At 33.3% G+C, this 21,747-nt stretch carries 14 protein-coding genes and 2 tRNA genes; 11 read left to right on the forward strand and 5 right to left on the reverse strand.

Features of this window, described 5'->3' with window-relative positions; translation table 11 throughout:
* Nucleotides 1-14: 14 nt before the first annotated feature.
* Both murF and gldJ read right to left on the reverse strand, forming a co-directional pair.
* Nucleotides 15-1,298: a UDP-N-acetylmuramoyl-tripeptide--D-alanyl-D-alanine ligase gene (gene murF, locus LPB87_RS16370; protein WP_129540745.1), complete on the reverse strand. Its 1,284-nt coding sequence runs from the start codon at nucleotides 1,296-1,298 to the stop codon at nucleotides 15-17.
* Nucleotides 1,299-1,363: 65 nt separating this feature from the next.
* On the reverse strand, nucleotides 1,364-3,049 hold the full coding sequence (gldJ, locus tag LPB87_RS16375) for a gliding motility lipoprotein GldJ (protein WP_129540744.1): 1,686 nt from the start codon (nucleotides 3,047-3,049) through the stop codon (nucleotides 1,364-1,366).
* Nucleotides 3,050-3,271: 222 nt separating this feature from the next.
* Here gldJ and porU point away from each other — a divergent pair, with 222 nt between their 5' ends.
* The 8 genes from porU (at nucleotide 3,272) to LPB87_RS16415 (ending at nucleotide 15,501) form a co-directional block, all read left to right on the forward strand.
* A complete protein-coding gene (porU, locus tag LPB87_RS16380) occupies nucleotides 3,272-7,114 on the forward strand; it encodes a type IX secretion system sortase PorU (RefSeq protein ID WP_230728585.1) in 3,843 nt (1,280 codons plus the stop codon).
* Nucleotides 7,115-7,149: 35 nt separating this feature from the next.
* The gene (gene porV, locus LPB87_RS16385) at nucleotides 7,150-8,319 is read left to right on the forward strand and encodes a type IX secretion system outer membrane channel protein PorV (RefSeq protein WP_129540742.1); all 1,170 of its coding nucleotides are present in this window, start codon (nucleotides 7,150-7,152) and stop codon (nucleotides 8,317-8,319) included.
* A gap of 77 nt (nucleotides 8,320-8,396) precedes the next feature.
* On the forward strand, nucleotides 8,397-8,879 hold the full coding sequence (gene cdd / locus LPB87_RS16390; protein ID WP_129540741.1) for a cytidine deaminase: 483 nt from the start codon (nucleotides 8,397-8,399) through the stop codon (nucleotides 8,877-8,879).
* 156 nt (nucleotides 8,880-9,035) lie between these two features.
* Complete coding sequence (pdhA, locus tag LPB87_RS16395) at nucleotides 9,036-10,034, forward strand: pyruvate dehydrogenase (acetyl-transferring) E1 component subunit alpha (RefSeq protein WP_129540740.1); 999 nt, start codon at nucleotides 9,036-9,038, stop codon at nucleotides 10,032-10,034.
* Between the two features lie 3 nt (nucleotides 10,035-10,037).
* Nucleotides 10,038-11,672, forward strand: coding sequence for a pyruvate dehydrogenase complex dihydrolipoamide acetyltransferase (locus LPB87_RS16400; protein ID WP_129540739.1), 1,635 nt, complete (start codon nucleotides 10,038-10,040; stop codon nucleotides 11,670-11,672).
* Nucleotides 11,673-11,765: 93 nt separating this feature from the next.
* Complete coding sequence (locus LPB87_RS16405) at nucleotides 11,766-13,613, forward strand: hydrolase/aminopeptidase (RefSeq protein WP_230728586.1); 1,848 nt, start codon at nucleotides 11,766-11,768, stop codon at nucleotides 13,611-13,613.
* Nucleotides 13,614-14,002: 389 nt separating this feature from the next.
* Nucleotides 14,003-14,545, forward strand: a complete 543-nt coding sequence (locus tag LPB87_RS16410) for a carboxymuconolactone decarboxylase family protein (protein ID WP_230728587.1) — start codon at nucleotides 14,003-14,005, stop codon at nucleotides 14,543-14,545.
* 77 nt (nucleotides 14,546-14,622) lie between these two features.
* A complete protein-coding gene (locus LPB87_RS16415; RefSeq protein WP_230728588.1) occupies nucleotides 14,623-15,501 on the forward strand; it encodes a helix-turn-helix domain-containing protein in 879 nt (292 codons plus the stop codon).
* Here the strand turns inward: LPB87_RS16415 and LPB87_RS16420 are convergent.
* The gene (locus LPB87_RS16420) at nucleotides 15,498-16,742 is read right to left on the reverse strand and encodes a glycosyltransferase (protein ID WP_230728589.1); all 1,245 of its coding nucleotides are present in this window, start codon (nucleotides 16,740-16,742) and stop codon (nucleotides 15,498-15,500) included. The genes LPB87_RS16415 and LPB87_RS16420 overlap by 4 nt on opposite strands.
* A gap of 109 nt (nucleotides 16,743-16,851) precedes the next feature.
* On the opposite strand from LPB87_RS16420, the gene LPB87_RS16425 reads away from it, so the two are divergent.
* From LPB87_RS16425 to LPB87_RS20765, 3 genes are all read left to right on the forward strand, one after another.
* Nucleotides 16,852-17,433: a tRNA-(ms[2]io[6]A)-hydroxylase gene (locus tag LPB87_RS16425; protein WP_039111801.1), complete on the forward strand. Its 582-nt coding sequence runs from the start codon at nucleotides 16,852-16,854 to the stop codon at nucleotides 17,431-17,433.
* A 21-nt stretch (nucleotides 17,434-17,454) separates the two neighbouring features.
* Nucleotides 17,455-20,229 (forward strand): AsmA-like C-terminal region-containing protein, encoded by a 2,775-nt coding sequence (locus LPB87_RS16430; protein WP_230728590.1) that lies wholly within the window; start codon nucleotides 17,455-17,457, stop codon nucleotides 20,227-20,229.
* 798 nt (nucleotides 20,230-21,027) lie between these two features.
* Nucleotides 21,028-21,210 carry a transposase gene (locus tag LPB87_RS20765; protein ID WP_255673265.1) on the forward strand — a complete coding sequence of 61 codons (183 nt, stop codon included), beginning with the start codon at nucleotides 21,028-21,030 and terminating at the stop codon, nucleotides 21,208-21,210.
* 299 nt (nucleotides 21,211-21,509) lie between these two features.
* Here LPB87_RS20765 and LPB87_RS16440 read toward each other — a convergent pair.
* Nucleotides 21,510-21,595, reverse strand: a tRNA-Leu gene (locus LPB87_RS16440).
* A gap of 6 nt (nucleotides 21,596-21,601) precedes the next feature.
* Nucleotides 21,602-21,674: transfer RNA gene (locus LPB87_RS16445), tRNA-Phe, on the reverse strand.
* Nucleotides 21,675-21,747 lie beyond the last annotated feature (73 nt).

The raw sequence follows: 21,747 nt of genomic DNA on the forward strand, positions 1-21,747 counted from the left end.
GTTTCTATAACATTTTAAATATAATTCAATGTTCTTTCTAAAGCCATCCCTCGAGAACCTTTAATAAGAATGGTCTGCTCATTAAAAGTTATAGTGCCCAAATAAGCTACGAATGAATCAAACGAATCAAAGAAGTGTAAATTCTCATTTTCAATTTTATGCTTATAAAAAGAAGGGCCTATAAAATAACAATTCGTCTTATTTTCATCTAATAATGAAGTTACAATAATTTTATGTTCAAGCTCACTTTCAGAACCAAGCTCAAACATATCACCCAGAATCATAATTTTATTTTGCTTCTTTAATTGAATAAAATTTTCGATAGCGACAGCCATACTGCTTGGGTTTGCATTATACGCATCTAGAATAATTTCGTTTGTTCCCTTAATCAATAATTGTGAACGATTGTTTTCAGGAATATAACTTTCTAAAGCTTCTTTTATAATCGAATCTTCTATCTTAAAGTATTTCCCAATTGCTACCGCAGCACTTATATTATTAGCATTATAAAGCCCTATCAAATGCGAAGTAATAGTTTGCTCACCGAAACCTAAAACAACAAAAGGATTAGCTGTAATCGTACTTATAACAACATCTGCATTGGCTTTTTTATAACCAAATGTAAAATTATTAATAGTTGTAGTTTTCTCTACTTGAATTGAATCATCAAGATTAACAAAAGCAATTTTATTATTTGCAGAAAGATATTGATACAACTCACTCTTACCTTCTATCACTCCTTCTATTCCGCCAAATCCTTCAAGGTGCGCTTTTCCAAAATTAGTCACATATCCAAAATCTGGTTGTGCCAATTCACATAAAAATTCAATTTCCTTTTTATGATTAGCACCCATTTCAACAATACCAATTTCGGTATCTTTAGTAAACGACAATAATGTTAATGGAACTCCAATATGGTTGTTCAGATTTCCAATTGTTGCTTTTGTTTTGTACTTCTTAGAAAGTACAACATTTATTAGCTCTTTGGTAGTTGTTTTGCCATTACTTCCTGTTAAGGCAATAATCGGTAATTGCAAATAAGCTCGGTGAAATTTTGCCAACTCTTGCAAAGCAATCAAACTATTCTCAACCAAAATCGTTCTTTGGTCGATAAAGTAAGATGCATTATCAATTATTACAAACAAGGCTCCTTTTTGCAAGGCCTCTTCTGCGAATGTATTTGCATCAAAATTATCTCCTTTTATAGCAAAAAACATTGAATTTAACTCTATTTTGCGAGTATCAGTCGAAACAGACTGGCATTGTAAAAACAAATTATGAATGTGAGCAATATCCATTTTAAAACAGATTTAAAACAATAAAAGCCCTAATCAAAGGGCTTTTATTACTATTATTAAATTTCTTAATTTCTAGGTGATTTTCTTTTTTCAGATTTAGGTCCTACTCTTGACATTGCACATCTGAAACCAATATAATCAGTTGCCATATCTTGAGGGAAATATCTTCTCTGAGCTGGATCTAACCAATATGCTCTATCTCTCCAAGAACCTCCCTTATAAACTCTAACATTATCATTTACTAAAGTTGTTCTTTTGCTAGACTTATCATATTTTCTAACCATGTTACCTAAACTATCTGTTGTTACATTATGTTTAGGAGAATTATACATAGCTTGTTTTGCTTTTTCTGCTGCAGTTTCCTCACCAGATCCACCAAAATCATAATACTTAGTTGATTGTTTATCTCCATCTCTATAGTTGATATTATCACTTGTAGAGAAGTTTTGTCTTAAATAAGTTTCTTGCTCATCAACTGGTACTTGTGCAATATCTCCAGGGAAATTTCTTGCAACAATTTTACCATTACTTAATGTATCGTATTTGATAGTTTCTTTAGTAACGATTTCTACTTTACCATCTTTACCAATTTTATTCTTAGCATAAAGGTTACCTCTAAAATAGTTGAAGTCATTTGCTTCATTATCAATAAGAGGTCTGTAAACATCGGCAACCCATTCAGCTACGTTTCCAGCCATATCATACAATCCAAAATCATTTGCAGGATATTTTTTAACTTCATTTGTAATATCTGCACCGTCATCAGACCATCCAGCTATACCACCGTAATCTCCATTTCCTTGTTTAAAGTTAGCCAATTGATCTCCTCTTGTTGCTCTTTTTGCAGAACGAGTATAATCTCCAGACCAAGGATATTTCTTTTGTCCTTTATATATATTGTATTCTCTTTGTCCAACATCAGCTGCTGCAGCGTATTCCCACTCAGCCTCTGTAGGCAATCTATATTCTGGCAAGATAATTCCAGAAGAACGCTGTGCGTAAACATTTTTAGGTTCTTCTGCAGTTTCCCCTTTTTTAGCTCTTTTTACTTTTTTTCCTTCTTTTAAAACAATTTCGTCATTTCCTCCAAATGTAGATGTTGGCGAAATTAAATATGTTTCTGTATTAAAGTTACTTTCAGCGTTAACATCATTTGTTTTAGCGCCTTTTTTAAGATATCCTTTTTTCTCAAGAACAGCTTCGTTTACACGATTTGTTCTCCATTTACTAAATTCAACTGCTTGAATCCAGTTTACACCAACTACTGGGTAGTTTGCGTATGCAGGATGTCTTAAGTAGTTATTAGTCATTGTTTCATTATAACCTAAACGATTTCTCCAAACTAAAGTATCTGGTGAAGCTCCTTCATAAATATGCTTATAATTATCTTCTGTAGGTGGAAATACTTTTTTCAACCATTCAAGATATTCTAAGTACATCATATTAGTTACCTCAGTCTCATCCATATAAAAAGACTGAACGTGTTGTTGTGTTGGTGTATTATTCCAATCATGCATAACATCATCTTGAACTTTACCCATGGTAAATGTTCCTCCCTCTACAAAAACTAATCCCGGACCTGCTTGTTGTTTTTTATTAGAAACGTTTTGTGCTGTTCCATTAATACTATTAACGTCCCAACCCGTAGCTCTTGATGCACTTGAGCTAGATTTTTTACTACAGCTAGCCATTCCCAGAACCAATGTCATAGATAACATCAACTGTAAGGCCATAATTTTGTTTACTTTCATACTCTTTAGTAGGTAATAATTTAGGTGTTGCAATATAATAATTAAAATTAATTTGCAACATCAATTATAAAAACAATTATAAATATTTCATGTATCTGATTCTTGCCAAATCATCCCACATTATTCGAACGCAAAAATATACTTTTTATTATTTACTATTACACTAAATACTATATTTTTACTTACCATAATATAACAATAATATTTTCGTTAAAATAGACAATGAAAAAAACACTACTTACTTTTTTTATCTTACTATATATCAACTCTTTTGCCCAAACAAAAGATGATGTTATTTTAGACTGGCTTGACAAAAAAGACATGTATTTTGGTGAATTTAAAGTAAATGCCCCTTTGTTTTCGGGCAATAGCTATCATTTAAACTCCGATACGAAGACAATTTTATATACTTTAAACCTTACACAATCTAATTATTCTGAAAACAGCACCGTTCAATTATCAAATATAATCTACGAAACAATTTCAGAAAACCAACTTGGTGATTTAACCCAAAAAAACATACCCAAAAAAACCAATGAATCAATAATCATTTCTTCTGCAAGAGGAATTAATCAAGCTTTACTTACGTTATCTCCAATAATCAATGATGGAAACGGATACAAAAGAGTAAAATCCTTTACCTATAATATAATAACTAATTCTCAGAATAACACTTCTTCAAGAACATCGTTTACTCGAAGAAATACAGCCATCTCTAATTCAATATTAGCAACTGGCGATTGGTATCGATTTTACATTGAAAAATCAGGTGTATACAAAATATCCAAAAGCTTCTTACAAAGCATAAGTTCAGACTTAACTAAAACTAATCCTAAAAAAATAAAAATATATGGCAACGGCGGAAGAATGCTTCCTTTATCTAACGCAACCTATTATCCAAACGATCTAACTGAAAATGCAATTCAAATTATAGGCGAAAACGACGGAAGCTTTGATAATGATGACTATATTTTATTTTATGCAGAAGGCGTAGATACCTGGAACAACGAAAGCAGAACTTCTAATAATTTATACGACAATAAATCATACTATTATATCACTACTCAAGGAGGAGACGGAAAAAGAATCTCACAAATGCAATCCCCATCAGGAAGTAGCACAATAAACATCTCAACATTTGATGACCACAAACACCACGAAAAAGACCTTGTAAATATTGCACATTTAGGACGTGAATGGTACGGTGAAGCATTTGATATTAACAACGAACAAGAATTTGATTTTAACTTTCCAAATATTGATACTTCAACCCCTGTCAAAATACAAGTTAAAACAGCATCTGCTTCCTTTACAAACACCTCTTTTAAAATTTCGGCAAACCAACAAGAAATAGAAAACACTAATTTTAGTCCACTAAATACAAATTCTGAAATTAAATTCTACACCGATTCTATACATTCAAACAAAACATTTTCTGGAGCCGAAAACATAAAAATAAAACTCAGCTACAACAACGGCGGAATCCCAGGTTCAAAAGGATACTTAGATAGAATTAGCCTAGTTGCAAAAAGAAAATTACAAGGTTATGGAAAACAGTTTCTTTTTCAATATGATCTCGCCGATTCAAGCCTAGGAATTGCAAGTTACAACTTAACAAACACAACTGGAATTACTCAAATCTGGGATGTTACAGACATATATAATGTAACAACTATTCAAAACCAGAACCAAAGTACAATCAACTTTAAAGCACAACTAGGTGAAGTAAGAAAATATACAACCTTAGACCCTTCAGATTACTACATTCCGCTTAAAGAAAACAAGACTAAAATTCCAAATCAAAACTTAAAGGGAACATTATTAAAGAATAACCAAAATGCTTTTCAAGACATTGATTACGCAATTATCACCCCTTCCTTTTTATCCAATCAAGCCGAAAAACTAGCCGCTTTTCATAGATCTCATTCTAATTTAAATGTAAAAGTAATCACAACAGAATCGATCTATCAAGAATTCTCATCAGGAAAACAAGATATAGCCGCCATACGAAATTGCATTAAATACATTTATGACAATGCCTCTTCTGCCGAAAAAAGAATTAAATATGTTAACCTTTTTGGTGATGCTTCTTATGACTACAAAGACAGAATCAACAATAACGGAAATATTGTACCTATATATCTTTCACTAAAAAGCAATACTTCTGGAGAAGCCTCATTTGCATCTGATGATTTTTACGGATTAATGGATAACAACGAAGGAAACACAACTTCTTTCTTTGGAGGAATAGATATCGCAGTAGGAAGAATGCTTATTAATGACTCCAGACAAGCAAGCGAAATGGTAAACAAAGTACTTGAATACCACGATATAAAATCATTTGGGAACTGGAAAAACAATTTTGTATTAGTCGCAGATGACTCCGACAAAGCTTCGGATGCCACACTACAAAGTCGCCAAAATAAATTAGCAGATATTATCACTACCGAAAAACCTTTTTTTAATGTAGATAAAATACTTTTAGACTCTTATGTCGAAGAAGCCTCATCTGGAGGAGCAAGATATCCTAAAGCAAGAACCGACTTATTTAATGCATTCGAAAAAGGAGCTCTTGTTTTCAACTACCTAGGACATGGTGGTGAAGATGGATTAGCAGGCGAGCGAATTTGGGGGAAATCAGATGGACAAAATCTAAACAATCAATACAAATATCCTTTATTTATAACAATCACCTGCGAATTCTCCAGATTTGACGACCCTACGAGACCAACCGCAGGAGAATACACCTATTGGAATCCAAAAGGTGGAGCCATTGCTATGCTTACTACCACAAGATCAATTGGACAATTTAGCGCTGAAAACTTTAATGACATCTTATCTAAAAACTTATTATCATACGGATCAAATCAATACACCACCATTTCAGAATCATTACGTATATCTAAAAATAGCAATCCAAGTTCATCCAGCAATGTCATTGTATATATTGGCGATCCAGCCTTAATGCTTGCAATTCCTAAACCTAAAATAAAACTAACAAAAGTAAACGATGTCATTATTTCTCAACCAATTGATGATTTTAAATCCCTTTCAAAAATCAAATTATCAGGCGAAATAACAGATGAAAACAATAATTTATTAACAAATTACAACGGAGAACTAACAACTGCTATATTTGATAAAATAATCAAAGCTTCAACTCTTAACAACAACGGATTTAGCCCACCAATGCAATTCAACACCCTAGGAGAAACTATCTTTAGAGGAAGCGCCTCAATCACCAATGGTTTATTCGAATTTAGCTTCGTAGTACCTAGAGACATCCGAATTCCGTTAGGTAATGGAAAAATCAGCTTTTATTCAAAAAAACAACAGCTTCTTGAGAATCAAACTGGCTATGATACCACAATAAAAATAGGAGGAATAAATGAAAATGCACCCAAGGACAATAATAGTCCAAAAGTGCAGTTATATATGAATGATGAAACATTTGTATCGGGAGGGGTTACAAATGAATCTCCTTTTTTACTTGCGAATCTTGAAGATGAAAATGGGATAAATACTGCAAGTGGAATCGGACATGATATAGTTGCAATTTTAGATGGAGACGTCAGTAATCCTTATATATTAAACGATTACTACCAAACGAAATTAGATGATTACACACATGGAACATTACGTTTTCCATTCCGTAATTTAGCACCAGGATTACACACCGTTTCGGTAACAGCATGGGATGTTTACAACAACCCAGTAACTGCCGAAATTCAGTTTGTAGTATCAGGAGATGACACAATTACATTAACGCATGTTTTAAATTATCCGAATCCGTTCACAACCTATACTGAGTTTTGGTTTTCACACAACAAACCATACGAACCTTTAGAAGTTCAGGTACAAGTAATGACAATTACTGGAAAAATTGTTTGGACAAAAAACCAAATTATTACCACCGAAGGCTTTTTGTCTAGAGATATAACTTGGAACGGAAGAGACGATTTTGGAGATCGAATTGGTAAAGGAGTTTACATCTATAAACTAACAGTCAAATCGAACACAACAAATAAAAAAGCAGAAAAATTCGAAAAACTTGTCATACTTTAATTAAATATTATATTTGTTTACTATTAAAAACCTAGATGAAAAAAACTACCCTCATTTTAACCTGTCTTTTTATAGGTGTTTTAGCAAAAGCACAAGAAAGAACAATCACAACCGCAGTACCTTTTTTATTAGTAGCTGCCGACGCTAGAGCAGCTGGTATGGCCGACCAAGGAGTCGCCACTTCTGTAGATGCTTTTTCTCAACAATGGAATCCCGCAAAATATGCCTTCTCAGAAGACAAACAAGGATTTTCTGTTAGCTACACTCCGTATCTTACCGATTTAGTAAATGATGTCTCCTTAGGACAAATCACCTATTTCAACAAAATAAATGACCGTAATGCATTTGCTGCGAGTTTCCGTTATTTCGGTTTTGGCGATATTGCATTACGAGAAACAGATAACCCATTAGAACAAGAAAGAATCGTTTCTCCAAATGAATTTGCTCTTGATGGATCTTACAGCTTAAAACTGAGCGAAAAATTCTCAATGGCAGTAGCCGGAAGATACATTCGTTCCAATCTAAAAATCGCATCAGAAAACATAGACGCATCACCTGCAAGCTCATTTGCAGTAGACGTTGCTGGTTTCTATCAATCTGAAGAAATTGCTTATAGCGATTTTAACGGTAGATGGAGAGGTGGTTTCAACATCCAGAACATCGGACCAAAAATTAAATACGACAACGACGAAATCAATGCTAATTTCTTACCAGCTAACTTAAAAGTAGGTGGAGGATTTGACTTTATCTTAGATGATTACAATAAAATCGGATTAGGTGTAGAGTTTAGCAAGTTATTAGTTCCAACACCACAAAACCCAGATTTAAATGGTGATGGCACAATTACTCCAGATGAAAGAAATCAAAATAGAGAAGATTATCGATCCATAGGATGGGCATCAGGAATATTTAAATCATTTGGAGACGCACCAGGCGGTTTTAGTGAAGAATTAAAAGAAATCACCTATAGCATTGGTGCAGAATACATGTATCAGGATTCATTTGCATTTCGCGCAGGTTATTTTCATGAAAGCCCAGAAAAAGGAGCTAGAAAATTCTTTTCTTTAGGAGCAGGTTTCAAATACAACGTTGTTAAAGTAGATGTTTCATACCTATTTTCTACTTCAAACGTAAAAAATCCATTAGAAAACACACTTCGTTTCTCTCTAACGTTTAACTTTGGGGACAAATACGAAGTATATTAATCGCGAATAATAAAAAACAATTATAACAATCCAAATTTCAGCTTATTGAAATTTGGATTTTTTTTCCTAAATATATAATGAAAGAAATATCTATTACAACACAATTTTCAGTTTTTGAATCTATCGAAGAACTTTCAAAAGACATTCAAGACTTAATGAACGAAGCAATCGCTATTCGCAAAAAAGCCTATGCTCCATATTCTAGATTTAGAGTTGGTGCAGCCTTACTTTTAGATAATGGTAAAATTGTTTTAGGTTCAAATCAAGAAAACGCGGCTTATCCTTCAGGTCTTTGTGCTGAACGAGTAGCTATTTTTCATGCAGGAGCTATTTATCCAGAAGCTAAAATTTTAAAAATTGCAATTTCAGCTGCTTCAGATACCAATCAGACAATAGCCCCTATTCCTCCTTGCGGATCCTGCAGACAATCAATTGCAGAATATGAAATAAAACAAGACACCCCTATAGAAATTTATTTCATGGGCGAAATAGGTGCAATTTATCAATCGGCATCACTAAAAAACTTACTTCCTTTTATGTTTGATAAAAAGTTCTTGTAAAAAAAGCCAAATATTAGCTTTTAAATTTTAGTTCTAAGTAGGAATGTCTTATTTTTGCATCCCGACCCATTCGGGCGCAAATTTGTGGGAGGAAACTATTTTGCGCTATAGGCAACAATTGATAACAGAAACACTTTAGCAAAAGAAAGAATTCAGATGAAAGAAGTTACAAAAGAGGTATATTTAAAGTGGTATGAAGACATGCTACTTTGGAGAAAGTTTGAAGACAAACTAGCAGCATTGTACATCCAACAGAAAGTAAGAGGATTTCTTCACCTATACAATGGTCAAGAAGCAGTACTTGCTGGTGCATTGCATGTCATGGATTTGACAAAAGATAAAATGATAACTGCTTACAGAAATCACGTACAACCAATTGGTATGGGTGTTGACCCAAAACGTGTAATGGCTGAACTTTTAGGAAAAGCAACAGGAACATCTAAAGGAATGGGTGGATCTATGCACATTTTCTCAAAAGAACACCGTTTTTACGGAGGTCACGGAATTGTAGGTGGACAAATTCCTGTAGGAGCTGGTTTAGCTTTTGCAGATAAATATTTTGAAACAGGTGGTGTAACCATGACTTATTTTGGTGATGGTGCAGCAAGACAAGGTTCTTTACATGAAGCTTTTAACATGGCTATGTTATGGAAACTTCCAGTAGTATTTATTGTTGAAAACAATGGATATGCAATGGGAACTTCTGTTGAAAGAACTGCAAACCATACAGATATATGGAAACTTGGTTTAGGTTACGAAATGCCTTGTGGACCAGTTGACGGAATGAACCCAGTGAAAGTTGCAGAAGCAATGTACGAAGCAGTTGAAAGAGCGCGTCGTGGTGATGGTCCAACATTCTTAGAAATGAAAACATACCGTTACAGAGGACACTCAATGTCTGATGCACAATTATATCGTTCTAAAGAAGAAGTAGAAGAATACAAAAAAATTGACCCAATTACTCAAGTACTTGACGTAATAAAAGATCAAAAATTTGCTACTGAAGAAGAAATCGAAGAAATAGACCAAAGAGTAAAAGACTTGGTAGAAGAATGTGTGAAATTTGCTGAAGAATCTCCATATCCTGATTTACAACAACTTTACGATGTGGTATATGCACAAGAAAACTATCCATTTACACCTCATAAACTATAAATCATGGCGATAAAAGTAACAATGCCTCGTTTGAGCGATACTATGACGGAAGGAACGGTAGCAACTTGGCTTAAAAAAGTAGGAGACAAAGTTAGCGAAGGAGATATCCTTGCTGAAATTGAAACCGACAAAGCAACAATGGAATTTGAGTCTTTCAATGAAGGAACTCTTTTATATATAGGAATCCCAGCTGGAGAAACCGCTCCAGTTGATTCATTATTAGCAATTATAGGAAACGAAGGTGAAGATGTTACGGCATTAATCGCTGGAGGAGGTGCTCCTGCTGCCGAAGCTCCAAAAGCTGAAGCTGTAACTACAGAGGCTAAAACAGAAGCAGTTGCTCCTGCAAAAGCTGCAACTGAATTACCAAAAGGTGTTGTTGTAGTAACTATGCCTCGATTAAGTGATACTATGACTGAAGGTACAGTAGCAACTTGGCTTAAAAAAGTTGGTGATGCTGTGGCTGAAGGTGATATTCTTGCTGAAATCGAAACAGACAAAGCAACAATGGAATTTGAGTCTTTCAACGAAGGAACATTATTATACATTGGAATTCAAGAAGGAAACACAGCTCCTGTTGATAGTTTATTAGCTATCATCGGACCTGCTGGAACAGATATTTCTGGCATTGCAGAAAACTATACTGTTGGTGGCGCTCCTGCAAAAGCAACAACAGAAGAAACTAAAGCAGCTCCTACTCAAGAAACAGCAGAAACTGTTGAAGTCGTTAGCGATGGAAAAAGAATTCTTGCTTCACCATTAGCAAAGAAAATTGCTTCAGATAAAGGAATTCAATTATCACAAGTAAAAGGGACTGGTGAAAACGGACGTATTGTAAAAAGCGATATCGAAAACTTTACACCTGCAACTGCTACTCCTGCACAACCAGCTGCAACTACTGCTAAAGCTCCAGAAGCTACAGTAGCTGCTCCAAAAGTTTTTGTTCCTGCTGGAGAAGTTTTCACAGAAGAGATCAAAAATTCGCAAATGCGAAAAATTATTGCAAAACGTCTAGCAGAATCATTGTTTACAGCTCCTCACTATAACTTAGTGATCGAAGTAAGCATGGACGAAGCAATGACATCTAGAGCTACAATAAATAGCGTTCCAGATACAAAAGTATCTTTTAACGATATGGTAATCAAAGCTTGTGCTTTGGCATTGAAAAAGCACCCAAAAATTAATTCACAGTGGAAAGAAGATGCCATCATCATCAACCACCATGTAAATATTGGTGTTGCTGTAGCTGTTGAAGATGGATTAGTAGTTCCTGTATTGAAATTTACAGATGCTATGAGTTTATCTCAAATTGGTGCTAGCGTAAGAGATCTTGCTGGAAGAGCTAAAAACAAAAAACTTGGACCACAAGAAATGGAAGGAAGTACTTTTACAGTATCTAACCTTGGAATGTTTGGTATTACAGAATTTAATTCAATCATAAACCAACCAAACTCTGCCATCCTTTCTGTAGGTGCTATTGTAGAGAAACCAGTGGTTAAAAACGGTCAAATTGTAGTAGGAAACACAATGATGTTATCATTGGCTTGTGACCACAGAACAATTGATGGTGCAACTGGTGCTCAATTTTTACAAACATTGAAACAATATATCGAAAGCCCAGTTACTATGTTGGCATAATTCGTTATTATTTTATATTAAAAATCCCATTTTGAACTTTCAAAATGGGATTTTTTTATTTATTTTACATTTTAAACCAATTTTTTATAAAAAATGAAAAAAATATATCTACTAACCCTCTTTTTGATAGCATTGGCCTGTCAGAAAAAAGACGAAACAAATAAACCAACAGTTATTAAAGACGAACATTCTTTCTCAAAACCAGAGTTAGCCGTTGTAAAACACTTAGAGCTTGATATCAAAGTTGATTTTGAAACACAATCCATTACCGGAAAAGCATCTTGGAAAATCGACAACGTTAGTAAAGGCAACGAAATTATCTTTGACGAAAACACGCTTAACATTACTAAAGTTACTCTAGGTGATGATGAAAAAGAAACCAAATTCGAGCTCGGAAAAGACGTCGAATTTCACGGAAAACCACTTCACATTACAATTGAACCAAATACAACCAAAGTAAATATCTACTACAATACAACCAAAGACGCTGTAGCATTACAATGGCTAAAACCTGAACAAACGGCAGACAAAAAGAAACCTTTCCTTTTCTCTCAAGGAGAAAGTGTTTGGTCTCGTACTTGGATTCCATGTCAAGACTCTCCATCAGTTCGTTTTACTTATAATGCAAAAATTACAGTTCCTAAAGATTTAATGGCTGTAATGAGCGCAGTTAACCCTCAAAAGAAAAATGATACTGGTATTTACACTTTTAAACAAGACAAAGCAATACCATCATACTTAATGGCAATTGCAGTTGGAGACATCGAATTTCAATCAATTGATGAAAGAACAGGTGTTTACGCTGAACCATCTGTTCTTAAAAAAGCAGCATGGGAATTTGCTGAATTAGGAAAAATGGTAGTTGCTGCCGAAAAACTATATGGCCCATACCGTTGGGGGCGATATGATGTATTAGTCCTGCCACCAAGTTTCCCTTATGGCGGAATGGAAAATCCTAACTTAACATTCCTAACTCCAGGAGTTTTGGCTGGCGATCGTTCATTAACTAGCTTATTAGCACATGAATTAGGTCATAGCTGGAGCGGAAACTTAGTAACCAATGCAACATGGGATGACATTTGGTTAAACGAAGGATTCACCACTTATGTAGAACACAGAATCGGTGAAGCAATCTTTGGTGAAAAAGAATTTGAAATGCAAAATGTTATCATCCGTAAAGAACTAATTGATAATATTGCTGAACTAGGAGACACAAGCCCAGACACAAGACTTAAAGTTAGTTTAACTGGAAGAAATCCTGATGATGGATTAAGTTTAATACCTTATGTAAAAGGGTATGCCTTTTTGAAAGTTATCGAGAATGCCGTTGGACGCGAAAAATTCGATGTTTTTATTAAAAACTATTTCGATGCAAATGCTTTTAAATCTATTACAACAGAAGATTTTGTAAAATACATAAATGAAAATCTGATTAAAGGAGACAAAGCACTGGCTGATAAGATAAAACTAGACGAATGGATCTATAAACCTGGAATTCCATCAAATATTACTCCAGTAAGCTCACCGGATTTTGATGCTATCGATAAAATTCAAAAAAGCTGGAGAGAAACTGGCGTTAAAGGATTAAGCAAAAAAATCACGACAACTACAGAAAAACAACATTTTATAGATAATCTTCCAACAGATATTACTGTAAAAGAAATGGAAGCACTTGATACTGAGTTCAACTTTACAAAAGGCGGCAATTTTATTATCAAGCGTCAATGGTTTGTTCCTTCAATCCGTTATAAATATACAGCTGCTTACCCTGCAATTGAACAATTTTTAATTTCTACTAGCAGAACAGGATCCGTAATGATGCTTTATAAAGAAATGGCAAAAACCCCTGAAGGAAAAGTTTGGGCAAAACAAATCTTCAACAAGGCAAAATCAGGTTATCACCAAACAACAATTCAAGCTGTAGAAAGCATTTTAAAATAGTATTCAGTTTTAGTTTACAATCGCAGTCTCAGTTTTTAGCTTACAATCTGGCCGAAGACTGTAGCTGAAAACTGCAAAGAAAAAAAATCCCCAGTTACACCTTGTAATCGGGGATTTTTTTATTCTTATTTCTCATTCCTGACCTAATAAACGAAAAACATTCTTATGAAAACAATTGCCCTAGCCCCGATAGAAGTGAAAATCCTTTTGCTTTTATCTTTAAAAAGCAAAAGATTGTAACGAATAGCGGGATTAGCTTCTAAAAAAACACCTCAGGGAAAATTATCCATTACATAGCGTAAATTCTCCATGTTTTAAAATCTGTATTCGTAGCACCTTTGTAATGTCAAAAGACAACAACAAATAAATAACATAAAAAATCAAATAAGATGACACGATTAACAGCATTAAACCCAGAAGAAGCAACAGGAAAAACTAAAGATTTATTCAACGCAGTGCAAGCAAAATTAGGAGTTGTTCCGAACATGATGAGAACAATGGGAAATTCTCCCGCAGTTCTTGAAGGATATCTAAATTTAAGCGGGGCTCTAAGCCACGGGAAATTAGGTGCAAAAACAGGAGAACTAATTGCCTTAGCAGTTTCAGAAAGTAATTCATGTGATTACTGCTTAGCAGCTCATACCTATATTGGAGAAAAATTGGTAAAAGCAGATCCTGCAGTTTTGCAAGCTGCAAGAACAGGAAATTCAACCGATGCAAAAACTGAAGCCGTTTTACAATTTGCCAAAACATTAATCAGTAAAAATGGCTTGGTAAATGATGAAGATGTAAACAAAGTAAAAAATGCAGGAGTTACTGATGCCGAAATCGCAGAAACAATTGGACATGTAGCCTTAAATATTTTAACAAACTACTTTAATAATACAGCAAACACCGAAATTGACTTTCCAGCAGTTTCAAGTTTAAAGTAATTCAAGTAAAACAGTTTATAAAGATAGTTGTGAATTCTTTTCATGACTATCTTTATATTTTCAAAACAAAAGAAATCATGAGCAGTCAGAATGTTTTCACTTTAATTAATCCGCAAAATGGTAATTTAGCCTTTAAGTTACTCCCTTTTGACAACAACAGCCATTTTGACCATCTGCAACGCAATAATTATTTCTCATTAATTTGGGTAACCAAAGGAAAGGGGAAAGTAAAAGCTGATTTTGCCGAGCATAATTTTGAAGAAAACGCACTCCTAGCCTTTTCTCCTTATCAGCCTTTTATGCTCTGTGTAAGTGAACCAATTGAAGGAATCGCAATTCACTTTCATCCTGATTTTTATTGCATTCACATGCATCAAAAAGAAGTTTCCTGTAATGGCATTTTATTTAATAATGTTTATCAGCCACCATTTACAATTATTACAGAACAGGCAACGGCAACTTTTACAATGGTTTTAGAACAAATGAAAACCGAAATTCAAAATGCTGAATTGGCACAATATGAATTATTAGTTTCCTATTTAAAAATATTTTTAATTACTGCTTCCCGATTAAAAAACGAACAATTAGAAGAAATAAAATCAGTTCCTAATTCTAAAGAACCTTTTATTCTTCAAAATCTGAAAGATGCTATTGAGCTTAATTTTAAAACCAAACATTCAGCAGGAAATTATGCCGAATTGTTAAATATCTCATCAAAAGCGCTAGCAAAATTATCTAAGACGTATTTCAATAAAACACTAACTGATTTAATTGCTGAAAGAATAATAATCGAAGCCAAAAGAGAATTATACATGACCAACAAAACAGTCAAAGAAATTGCATACGAATTGGGTTATGAAGACGAGCATTACTTTAGTCGATTTTTTAAAACCAATGCTGATGTTTCGCCTCAAATTTATAGAGAAACAGTAGGTTTTGGAAAAATGGAAATCTAATTTTTATTTTTAGCCTCAATCCATTTAGACATATATTTTGTGCTTCTCATGGTATGATACTGCAACATACTTCCTATAAAGTTGTTATCACGATGGGATTTCAAATTAGATTGCAAATGGAAAATCATTTCCATAAAATCAGTCGCAAAATCATCTTTTAAATAGCGAGTATTAATTATTTCAATTCCTTTTATCTGAGCTTCGTTCCACAGATTTTTGTCTTGATATAACTCTACCGCTGCTTTGGCGAAATCTTCAGCATCATCAATAATAAAGCCATTCCAAGGTAAATCACCATTCATTGCTTCCGCACCTATTGTTGTGGTTACACTTGGTGTTCCGGATTGCATGGCTTCAACTAACTTTCCTTTTAATCCCGCACCAAAACGTATCGGGGCTAATACTATTCTAGATTTCTGTACTACTTCTTGAGCATTATCAGCACGACCCATAATATAAAAACCAGATTTGGGTTGGTGTAATTGCAATACTTTTTGTGAAGGATATGCTCCATAAATATTTAAAACTGCATCTGGTAATTCTTTTTTTATCAATGGCCAAATTGACTCTTTTAGATATTGAACAGTATTCCAATTGGGTTCATGCAGAAAATTACCGATAAAAACAAAACCAGTTCTTTCTTCAAAAGGGGGTAATTCTTTTAATACATTTTCAGAAATTGAATTCAATAAAAAAGGCAAATAATACAATAAAGCAGCATCAATTTTAAATACTGACTCTAATAATTCCATCTCAAACTCAGAGATTATTAAAGACAAATCACAACGCAGAATACTAGCGATTTCTCTCTTAGCAACTTCTTCTGAAAATAAATCACTAACTACAAAATTTCTATTCTCTTTGAATGCTTTTTGACGAGCTTGACGCAAGCAGTGCAAATCCTCAGTATCCAAAATACGTAATGCATCAGGACAATTTTCAGACACGCGCCAACCAAACTGTTCTTCAATCATAAACCGATCAAACAAAACAATCGACGGATTAAGTTCTTTTATATAATCATCAAAACTGGAACAATTTAAAGCAATCGTTTTTTTCTCAATTCCTAACGCTGTCAAATCAATCATAAAATCACTATCCAAAGCTGGGCTAGCAAATGTAATATCAAATCCCTTTTCTTTAAAAATTGAGATTAACTGCATCATTCTCCCTCCTGCTGCCGATGAATTTGGCTCAGGCCATACAAAGCCAATTATTAAAAGCTTTTTAAGCTCACTCATATCCTATTTTATTTCTACTACAAAATAATACTATTTAAGCGGCAATATCATCATTAAACCCAAAAATCGGGAATAAAACACTAATTTTGTAGGTTATAAATCAAATATCATGTTAGGATTAAAATTAGCTACAGACCCACGTTGGGTAAACATAGTCGAATCGAATATCGAAGAAATTCTTACCGACCATGCATGGTGTGAGCAAAAAGCGGCTTCAAACGCAATTAGTTTAGTAACATACAATTCAGAATTAGAGGAATTAGTAACAGAAATGTTAATTATTGCCAGAGAAGAATTAGAGCATTTACAAATGGTACATGACATTATCAAGAAAAGAGGTTTGACACTTGGTCGTGAAAGAAAAGACCATTATGTAAATGAACTTTTTAAATTCATGAAAAAAGACGGTAGTAGAAAAGATGCCCTTTGTGATCGCCTATTATTTTCGGCCATGATTGAAGCTAGAAGTTGTGAACGCTTTAAAGTCCTTTCAGAAAACATAAAAGACCAGGAATTGGCAACATTTTATCGTGATTTAATGATTTCCGAAGCAGGACATTATACTACTTTTTTAGGATTTGCCCGAAAATATACCGATAATATAGACATCGATAAACGTTGGAAAGAATGGATTGAATACGAAGGTTCTATCATTACTAATTATGGAAAAAGCGAAACTGTACACGGATAAAAACAACTAATAATTATACTTATGACAAAAGGGAATATAAAATCCATTTTATATAGAATAGTAAAATATATTGGAATAGTGCTAGTCGTTATTTTAGCGCTACTTTTTATAACGCCTTATGTTTTTTCGGATAAAATAAAAGAAGAGATAAAGAAAACAGCAAACAAAAAACTTAATGCTGAACTAAATTATTCAGATGCTAACATTTCCTTCTTTCATCATTTTCCATCATTAACTTTAACTTTAAATGATTTAAAATTAAATGGATCTGCTCCATTTCAAAAAGAAAACTTTGTTACTGCTAAAGAAGTTTCTTTTGGTATTAACATAAGTAGTTTACTTTTTGGAGAAACTGTTAGCATAGACCAAATATATCTATCTAATTCTTTTATCAATGTAAAAGTTAATAAAAACGGTGAAGCAAATTATAACGTTTATAAATCATCTGAAGCTGAAGCAGAAAAAGCAAAAGATAATAGTGATGATACTTCTTTAAAATTAGAAAAAATTGAAATCATCAATAGCAAGATAGTCTATGATGATCAATCAACCAAGGTACATCTAGATGTTTTTGGATTTAATTATTCTGGAAAGGGAGATTTAAGTAAAGATATCTTCGACTTATATTCAAAAGCTAGAATCGAAAAACTTAACATCTTATACGAAAATGAACCTTATTTAATGAATAAAAAGGTAGATGCTGACTTAATTACAAAAGTAAATGTAAACTCTTTATCTTTCCTTTTCGAACAAAACAATTTAAAGATAAATCAACTAATAGTTGATTTTAAAGGGAAATTTGACTTTTTAAAAGATGGTTATAATATTGATTTTATTATAAAATCAGATAACAGTCAATTACATGATGTCTTTACAGCGTTCCCTCCTAAATTCATTACCTGGTTATCAAAAACTGATTTAAAAGGGAATACAAATCTATTACTTACCTTAAAAGGTAAATATATTGCATCACAGAACATTGCTCCAGATTTAAACGTTGATTTAAAAATAAATGATGGTTATGTAAACTATAATAAAAGTTCTTTTCCTGTTTCAAATTTAAATCTAGATATAAATACGAAATTACCTTCGCTAAATCCAGACCTTTTAATTGTTGATGCAAAAAACCTAGCCTTAAACATAAATAAAGACCATTTAAAATCTAAATTTTATGTAAAAGGGGTAGATACTCCTGAAGTAGACATTGACCTAAACAGCCAGATAGATTTAGGAAAATTAACTCAGGCATTTGGAATTCCTGACATAGAATTAAAAGGAAATCTTATTGGGGATATTAAAGCAAAAGGAGTTTTTGATTTAAAAAATAAACTCTTCCCAGTAACTTCTGGAACAATTAACTTGAAAAATGGATTTTTAAAAACAAAATATTATCCAAACCCAATTACAGACATAACAATTGTTTCTGAGATTAATAATCAAAAAGGAACTTTTGATGATTTGAAAGTCAAATTATCACCAGCACAAATAACCTTTGAAGGAAAACCCTTTTTTATTAATGCCAACTTAAGCAATTTTAACGATCTTACTTATGACATTAAAGCTAAAGGAGAATTAGATATAAGCAAAATATATAGAGTTTTTTCTCAAAAAGGATTAGATCTAGATGGCTCAATTAAAGCCGATTTAGTTTTGAAAGGGAAACAAAGTGATGCTGAAAAAGGAAACTATAGCAAACTCAATAATAAAGGAACACTAGAAATTAAGAATATCGGAATTGTATCTGAATACCTTCCTAAGAAGTTTATTATTAAAGAAGGTCTTTTTAAAATAAACCAAGACAAAATGTTTTTCAAAAACTTTATGTCAACTTATGGTCAATCAGATTTTAAAATGAATGGATATCTACAAAATGTCTTTAATTTCATGACAACCAAAACTGGGGTCTTAAAAGGATCATTTGCTATAAATTCAAAGTACATCAATGCTGATGAATTTATGTCGAGTACAACCACCGAGACAAGCAATGCAACTACTACAGCCCCTAGTACAAATACTGAAGCTCCAAAAGTAGAAGTAACTCAAACAGGAGTCATTATAATTCCGAAGAATTTTAATTTACAATTTCAGGCAAATGCACAGAAAGTAAACTTTAATAAACTTGCCTTGAATAATGCCAAAGGTAACCTCAAGATGAATAAGGGGGTCTTAACCATGCAAAATACAGGTTTTAATTTGATAGGTTGCGAAGTAACCATGGATGCAACGTATCAAGCTCTAACGATGAAAAAAGCTCTATTCGACTATACTATCAAAGCAACAGATTTTGACGTTAAAAAGGCTTACAATGAAATTGAGATATTTAGAAAAATGGCTAGTGCTGCAGAAAAAGCACAGGGAACCGTTTCGCTAGATTACAAGCTAAAAGGAAGACTTAATGCTAAGATGGAGCCTGTTTACCCTTCATTAGTTGGTGAAGGTGTAATTTCTGTAAAAGACATCAAACTCTATGGGATGAAAATGTTCAATGCTGTAAGCAAAACAACTAGTCATGAAGCAATTAGAAATCCTCAAATAACCAAGGTTGATATTAAGAGTAGCATCAAAAACAATATAATTACTCTAGAACGATTCAAATTCAAATTTGCAGGTTTCAGACCAAGAATAGAAGGAACAACTAGTTTAGATGGTAAACTAAATATTAAAATGAGATTAGGTTTACCTCCATTAGGAATTTTGGGAATTCCGTTAATAATCAAAGGAACCAAAGATAATCCTAAAATAAAAATAGGAAGAAAATCAGAAGATTTAGAAGAAACTCAAGATACCGAAGATTAATCTAAATAATACCATGATTCACAAGCCTGCTCAATCGAGCAGGCTTTTTTATGCATATACATGAGGTAAGATATTTTTTAGATATCATTGAACTAAATTAGTTTCAGATATTCTTATTGCTTATTTTAAGATTATAATTATGACAAAATGATATAGAGTTAAACCAGATTAAAATAGATCAAGCACAAAACCTGGAGAGGAGGGAATTTCAAAGTAAAATAAAAAATTTGAGATGACTCCTATGAATTGTCAAACCAATGAAAGCTTACCTAGAATCAATGGGAAGAAACTACAGAGACAAAAAAAAGACACCTAAGTTCTTTCAGTACATGGGCACCATACGAACAAGCACAGTAATGAATTATCTACCCTGAAAACATAGGTACTCATTTGTCAATTGATGAAGTAGCTTTGTCTCTGGGAGAGCTTTTTACTATGCCTACAAATAAGGAAGCCAGAGGTAAAAAAGTTGCTTAACTGCTATTGTTGCCGGAACAAAGGCTGATCTCGTTATTCATCTTATCTGCAAAATTGACTACAAAAAAAAGCTGTGACCAAGAAATAATACTTGAGATGGTTAATTCCACGAAATTAATCTCCAAAAGATGTTTTCAGAAGCCATACAGGTTACCGATAGATTTCATACTCAAAAATTAGCTCTAGAAGCCTTACAGGAGATTAGAATAAAATATCCTTGGGAAAAGTATCGATGCTGAGAATAGATTGATATTACAAGCGAAAAGAGAGAGCTAAACCTATATTCCAGAGCTTTTGTCTAATACAGACTCTGTAAAGCAGTTGTTAGCCAGAAGTAGATATGTTCTTTATAAATCTAGTAAAAAATGGATTGAGAGACAAAATAAAAGAGCTCAGATCTTATTTAGCCTATATCCTGATATAAAAACAGCTCATAGACTAATACAGCAACTTCCTGGGGTTTATAACAACAAACTCATTGCTATGACCAAACTAGCACATTAATATAGGAATGTAGAAGAATCGGGGTTTAAAAACTTTAATATCCTGCTTAATACCATAACGGTTAATTATCAGTCAATCTTAAACTTTTTTGAAGAAGTACTAATGCTTCAGCGGAATCTTTTAACGCAAAAGTAAAAGCGTTTAGAGGTCAATTTAGAGGAGTGCGAAAAGTTGATTTCTTATTATTCAGATTATCTAATCTCCGAGTTTTTCGTTTGATCCGCTCGATCCATTCCTTTTTTAGTAGTATTTTGACAATAAAAAAAACTCCAATTAGCAATAGCCAATTGGAGTTTTAGTACTCAGAGCGGGACTTGAACCCGCACGAACATTGCTGTTCACTGGATTTTAAGTCCAGCGTGTCTACCAATTTCACCATCCGAGCATTATGTGGTACCTCCAGGGATCGAACCAGGGACACATGGATTTTCAGTCCATTGCTCTACCATCTGAGCTAAGGTACCTTATTCTATAATTTATAGATAAGAATAAAAAACCCTGTTGATTAAAACAGGGTTTTAAAAGAAAGGCGACGAC

This window comes from Flavobacterium sp. EDS (assembly GCF_020991525.1).
Classification (GTDB): domain Bacteria; phylum Bacteroidota; class Bacteroidia; order Flavobacteriales; family Flavobacteriaceae; genus Flavobacterium.